The 1221-nt window shown below is 61.9% G+C and carries 1 protein-coding gene; it reads left to right on the top strand.

Annotated elements, in window-relative coordinates:
* Positions 1-62 precede the first annotated feature (62 nt).
* Positions 63-1162 (top strand): IS3 family transposase gene (locus STARVERO_RS21710; RefSeq protein WP_244616980.1). Its coding sequence is split into 2 segments (ribosomal slippage): positions 63-324 and positions 324-1162, totalling 1101 coding nucleotides; the frame shifts between segments, so codons are not numbered across the junction.
* Positions 1163-1221: the final 59 nt, after the last annotated feature.

Genomic DNA, 1221 nt, shown 5'->3' on the forward strand with positions numbered 1-1221 from the left:
TGACCTGAGACCCTGAACTTCCTCCAGATTTGGGTAGAGTCCGTCGATTACGGAGACGGACGATGCGACCATCGCGGTTCACGGAAGAGCAGATTATCGGACTACTGAAGGAGCAGGAGACCGGTGCGAAGACGGTGGATGTCTGCCGCAAGCACGGCATCTCGGCAGCGACCTTCTACAAGTTCAAGGCGAAGTTCGGCGGGATGGAGGTGTCGGATGCCCGCCGCCTGAAGGCTCTGGAGGACGAGAACGCCCGGCTCAAGAAGCTGCTCGCCGAACAGATGCTCGACAACGCGATCCTGAAGGATGTCGCTGCAAAAAAATGGTGACGCCCGATGCGAAGCGGAAGGCGGTGGTTCATGCCTGCGAGGTGTATGGGGTGAGCCAGCGTCGGGCGTGCCAGGCTCTGAGGATCGACCGTTCGACGGTGCGCTACGCCAGCATCCGTCCGGACGACGCTCCATTGCGCGAGGCGATGAAGGCGGTGGCGGCGGAGCGCCGGCGGTTCGGCTATCGCAGGATCCACGTCATGCTGGACCGTCAGGGCATCGTGATGAACCAGAAGAAGCTGCGGCGCCTTTACCGGGAAGAGAAGCTGCAGGTGCGCCGTCGCGGTGGCCGCAAACGGGCGCTGGGCACGCGCAGACCCATGCTCGTTCCCGATCGCGTCAATGCCCGCTGGAGCCTGGACTTCGTCTCCGACACCTTCACCGATGGCCGTCGCTTCCGGGTGTTGGCCGTGGTCGACGATTATACACGGGAATGCCTGGCGCTGATCGCCGACACGTCCTTGTCAGGTCTGCGTGTCGTGCGCGAACTGGATGCTATCATGCGCTGGCGCGGTCGGCCGGACACCATCGTCTCCGACAACGGCACAGAGCTGACCTCGATGGCAATCCTGCGCTGGTGCCAGCAGACCGGCGTCGAATGGCACTACATCGCGCCGGGCAAGCCGATGCAGAATGCCTTCGTCGAGAGCTTCAACGGCCGCTTCAGGGACGAGTGTCTCAACGACACGCTGTTCTCGACGCTTACCGAGGCCCGCAGCGTCATCACCTCATGGAAGGAGGATTACAACCATCACCGACCACACTCGGCACTCGGCAACATGGCGCCGGTCGAGTTCGCAATGAAATCCACGCTGGAAAAACAGGCCGCATGAGGCCACAAACGAAACCCAGGACTCTACCATAGACCGGAGGAGATTAGGGTCTCAGGTCA

Origin of the sequence: Starkeya nomas (assembly GCF_902703545.1) — a bacterium.
Lineage (GTDB): Bacteria > Pseudomonadota > Alphaproteobacteria > Rhizobiales > Xanthobacteraceae > Ancylobacter > Ancylobacter moscoviensis.